The sequence below is a fragment of the Mycobacterium sp. genome (assembly GCF_036488105.1).
Lineage (GTDB): Bacteria > Actinomycetota > Actinomycetes > Mycobacteriales > Mycobacteriaceae > Mycobacterium.
The window spans coordinates 1-4540 of record NZ_DASXHW010000016.1 but is presented as its reverse complement, the minus strand read 5'-3'; the positions used below and the strand labels follow the sequence as shown (position 1 = coordinate 4540).

Genomic DNA, 4540 nt, shown 5'->3' with positions numbered 1-4540 from the left:
CGCGCTGGCCGCGACGAGTTGATGCCTACCGGCGCACCATTCTTGGTGAGCGACGAACAGCGGGCGCTACGCAGCGCGGTCGCCGACCTCATGGCGCGTCACTCCAGCGAGGCGCAGGTGCGGACACAGATGGCCACCGATAAGGGTCTTGACCCCACGGTGTGGCATGAATTGGCGGCGATGGGTCTGACCGGACTGCTGATCGACGAGGAGCATGGCGGCGCCGGTGCGCGCCCGGTGGAAATGTCCATTGCGATGGAAGAGATGGGTCGAACGCTGCTGGTCAGCCCATTCCTGTCGACCGCGGTGCTGGTGCCCAGCTTGCTGGCCGCGACGGGCGACGTAGCGGAGTGTGGCGCGGTATTGCCCCGGATCGCGGCGGGTGAACTGATCGCGACCATAGCCTTCGCCGAAGACGGCTCCGCCCGGTTGCCGGCGACGATAGCCACGTCCGCAGGTCAAATCGGCGACACCTGGCACGTCACCGGCTACAAGCATTTCGTGCTCGACGGGCAGTCGGCAGAACTCTTGTACGTGCTGGCCGCCACCGACGCGGGCCCCGCGGTGTTCGCGGTCGAGGCCGGTGCTCCCGGCCTGGCTGTGACACCGCTGACCACGGTCGACCCGACCCGCAAGCAATGCCGTCTGCAATTCGTCGATACTCCGGCACGTTTGGTCGGCCGACCGGGTGCCGGCGTCGACGTATTCACTGCGGCGCTGGACGGCGGGGCGCTGGCCTTGGTCAGCGAGCAGGCCGGCGGGGCACGGCGCGCGGTCGACATGGCCACCGAGTACGCCAAGACCCGTTACCAGTTCGGTCGCGCGATCGGCAGTTTTCAGGCCGTCAAGCACATGTGCGCCGACATGCTCCTTGAGGCCGAATCCACCGTGTCGGCGGCACGCTTCGTCGCCGGCTCATTCGCCGAGCATGCAGCATCCCGTATCGCGGATCTTGCTCTGGCACAAGCGTATTGCTCAGATGCCTTCGTCTTCGTCGCAGCGACCAACATCCAGGTACACGGCGGCATCGGATTCACCTGGGAACATCCGGCGCACTTGTATCTGCGCCGAGCCCGAAGCGACGCCCAGCTGCTGGGCAGTCCGTCGTGGCACCGGGAACGCTACCTACGGCAGATCGGAGCATGAGCTGTGACTGACGACGAGCTGCGCGACGAGGTGCGAAATTGGTTGTCGGCCAACTGGAATCCCGACATCGATCGCGCCGCCTGGGCTCACATCGTCGTCGATGCCGGATGGGCGGTGCCTAGCTGGGAACCGGAGTGCTACGGCCGCGGTGTTTCGGACGCCCAATCCCGGCTCGTTGCCGCGGAATTCGCTGCGGTCGGTGCGCATGGCTGCGGTCACGACCGTGGGAACCTCTTCGCCTGCACGCTGCATGACGTGGGAACCGACGAGCAGAGGCGACGGCTGATTCCGCCGTCGATCCGCGGCGAGAGCAAATGGTGCCTGCTCTACAGCGAGCCCGGCGCGGGGTCGGACCTGGCCGGCCTGCGCACTCGGGCCGAGCGCGACGGCGACGAGTGGGTGATCAACGGGCAGAAGGTGTGGACGTCGTTCGCCAAGACCGCCGACTACGGCATGCTGGTGGCCAGGACCGACTGGGACGTGCCGAAACACCAGGGCATCAGCTTCTTCATGCTGCCGATGCATCAGCCCGGCGTCGAGGTTCGGCCGATTCACCAGATCACCGGCGAATCGGAGTTCAACGAGGTCTTCATCGAAGACGCTCGCCTTCCCGCCGAGAACCTGGTTGGCGAGCTGAACGCCGGCTGGTCAGTGCTGCAGACCGCGCTCGGCTACGAGCGACGGTTCATGGCAGACATCGCCCGCACGGCCAAGGATGCCAAGCGACCCCGAGACGAGAAGGCCCATCTCCTCGTCGAATTGGCGCGGGAAACGGGTCGCCTGGAGGATCCCTACATTCGTCAGCAGATCGCCCGCGTCGATGCGTTGGCCACAGTCAACCGTTGGAACACCCAACGGTCGAAGGCTGCGGTCGATCGCGTCGAGGCGGCCACACTGATGGCGCTCGGCAAGATCGCGATGTCCCGAATCCTGCACGACACGGCCCGCGTCGAGACCGAAATCGTCGGCGCGCAAGCAATGTTGACCGGACCGGACAATCCCATGGGTGATGCGGTGACGTTCCGGACGTTGAACGCCTACTTCACCTCGATCGGCGGCGGTACGGATCAAATTCAACGTAACATCGTCGGCGAACGCGTGCTGGGCCTGCCGAAAGAGCCTGAGCCGTACCGCAACACACCGTTCCGCGAGCTGCCGCACTGATTCGGCGCGCTGCGACGCGCCCGGGCTATGCTTGAACTTTGCCCACGCTACGCCCATCCTGACAGCGTGGCCCCTCCCGAAATCCCGTTTCGCGGGATTCTTGACCCGGTGGCACGCAAGCTGCGGCTCCCGTTCCGGACGCCGGACTTCATCGACCGGGTCATCCGCGGAGGGGTGAACCAAGCCGGTCGACGAACCCTGCACATGCTTATCACCACGTGGGATGCCACCGGAGGAGGTCCGTTCGCTGCCAGTGCGATCGCCTCGGCGGGGCTGGCCAAAACGGTCGACGTCGCGCAGGGGCTGTTCATCGGCCCGGTCTTCGACCCACTGCTCAAGGCGCTCGGTGCCGATCAGATCACGTTTCGCGCCGCGCTGTGTTCCTCACAAGTGGTCGGCGTGGGCATCATGCGTTACGTGGTGCGCGTCGAGCCGATCCAGTCGATGGATGTCGACACGCTGGTCGACGCGGTCGCACCGACCTTGCAGCGGTATCTCGTCGGCGAAATCTCTTGAGTCACCCTGCCGCGTAGACCATGTGGCCGCCGACGACGGTTGCGGCCACCATCTCTGCGTCCAGTTCGGCGAGCGCGGTTTCGGGCGGCACGCTCAGCACGCACAGGTCCGCCGGCTGGCCGGGGTCGAGGGTTCGCGGATGGGTGGGCTGATCGGGTCGGCCCAGAAACATCGTCAAAGCAGTTCGGGCAGAGACGCATTCATCGATGCCCAGCACAGCTCCGGCCGGCGTGGAGCGGTGCACCGCGGCGCGGATCGTCACCCACGGGTCACCGTCGCCGAAAGGCATATCGGTGGACAGTGCCACCGGCACGCCCGCGTCGAGCAGCGACGCCACCCGCCAGAGTTGACTGTGTTCGGCGGCGGGGATTTCATCGAGGTACTGATCACCGCGCTCCGCAACGAAATTGGGTTGGGTCACCACGGTTACCCCGAGGTCGGCAAGATCGCCGAGACAATCCGCCGGAACCACAGCGGCGTGCTCGATGCGATCGCCCGGCCGAGAGCCGGCTTCGCGCAGCGCGGCGATGGTGACCAACAATTGAGCGGCGGTGACGCAGTGGATGGCCACCGGGTGGGTGTCGCGATGCCGGCCGGCGATCCAGCCGACTAGCTGCTCGAGGTCCAGGTCGTCGTCATGCAGGATCCGCTTACCCGGGGCCAGGCAATGCACGCGCTGCCGCAGTTCGCCGTGCCGGTGCAGCTCCGACAACCGCACGATGTCGGCGATACCGAGATCCGGTGTGGCATCGGTGATTCCGGTGACGCCGTAACGGCTGAGCCGTTCGCTGAGGTCAGCCAGGCTGGTCTCGCTGCGACCCAACGCATCGGCCCAGGAGTCGGTGCTGCGCAGCCGGCCGTCCGGGTGCCCGGCCAGACCAACGCGCTCCAGACCCGCCGAGTTGAGGATCCACAGCACTCCGCTGCGATGCTGAACGCGCAGTGGCACGCCCGGAGCCACGCTGTCCAGGACGTCGCGGTCCAGCGGTCCGGCGACCGAGTCGTGGTAGCCGACGGCGCGGATCCAGCCGTCGTCGCCTGCTTCGGCGCCGGCCAGCGCGGCGGCCAGTCCGTCGCGGTCGCGGACCTGCGGCGGCCCAACCCTTAGCGACGTCGCCGCGGCGGCCGCGGAAAACAGGTGCACGTGGTGGTCGTGCAGACCGGGCAGCACGGTCCCGCCCGCTGCGTCCAGCACGTCCTCGCCGGGCCGCGGCATCAAGGAGTCGGCGACCTCGTCGATCGATTCGCTCACCCGGAGGTGAACTGCCGCGCCATCCAGCGTCAAAGCGCGCTGAATCAGCATGGTGCACAGAGCCTCTCGGATACGAGTAGCGCGACCGCGGCGTTGTCGGCCCCCAGCGGCGACGCCGGCGGAACAGCCGGCGGTAATGTGGGCGACTCGGCCGGCACGTCGGAACCCGGCGACTGCGTCAGGGCCGCGTACCGGGCGGCTACCTGGGCCATCGACACCTCCACCACCTCACCGCCACCCCGGCGCAGCGACTCCCCCGCCGCGCGCGACGCCTCCAGCCCGGTAAGCGGGTCCGCGATCGCGTCGCCGCAAAACGCCGGACCGTCGGTGCCACCGCCGACCAGTCCGCCCGCGACCGCCGCGTCATCCCCGAACGCCGGCCGGTCGGGCTGATCACGATAAGCACTGATACGCAACCAGATTCGACCTGCCTGGCCGGTCAGATCCTCCGCGTTCAATCCA

General features: G+C 67.3%; 4 protein-coding genes and 1 pseudogene. 3 read left to right on the top strand and 2 right to left on the bottom strand.

Going from position 1 to position 4540, the window contains the following annotated elements; translation table 11 throughout:
• Positions 1–21 precede the first annotated feature (21 nt).
• The 3 genes from VGH54_RS00925 to VGH54_RS00915 are packed head-to-tail and all read left to right on the top strand — an operon-like array spanning position 22 to position 2826.
• Positions 22–1146 carry an acyl-CoA dehydrogenase family protein gene (locus VGH54_RS00925; RefSeq protein ID WP_331510063.1) on the top strand — a complete coding sequence of 375 codons (1125 nt, stop codon included), beginning with the start codon at positions 22–24 and terminating at the stop codon, positions 1144–1146.
• Positions 1147–1149: 3 nt separating this feature from the next.
• Positions 1150–2310, top strand: a complete 1161-nt coding sequence (locus VGH54_RS00920) for an acyl-CoA dehydrogenase family protein (protein WP_331510062.1) — start codon at positions 1150–1152, stop codon at positions 2308–2310.
• 27 nt (positions 2311–2337) lie between these two features.
• Positions 2338–2826 carry a hypothetical protein gene (locus tag VGH54_RS00915; protein WP_414688608.1) on the top strand — a complete coding sequence of 163 codons (489 nt, stop codon included), beginning with the start codon at positions 2338–2340 and terminating at the stop codon, positions 2824–2826.
• 1 nt (position 2827) lies between these two features.
• Here the strand turns inward: VGH54_RS00915 and VGH54_RS00910 are convergent, their stop codons facing one another.
• Positions 2828–4129, bottom strand: coding sequence for an amidohydrolase family protein (locus tag VGH54_RS00910; RefSeq protein ID WP_331510060.1), 1302 nt, complete (start codon positions 4127–4129; stop codon positions 2828–2830).
• Positions 4123–4540, bottom strand: a pseudogene (locus tag VGH54_RS00905) (CoA transferase); the annotation flags it as partial. The gene VGH54_RS00910 and the pseudogene VGH54_RS00905, both read right to left, overlap by 7 nt.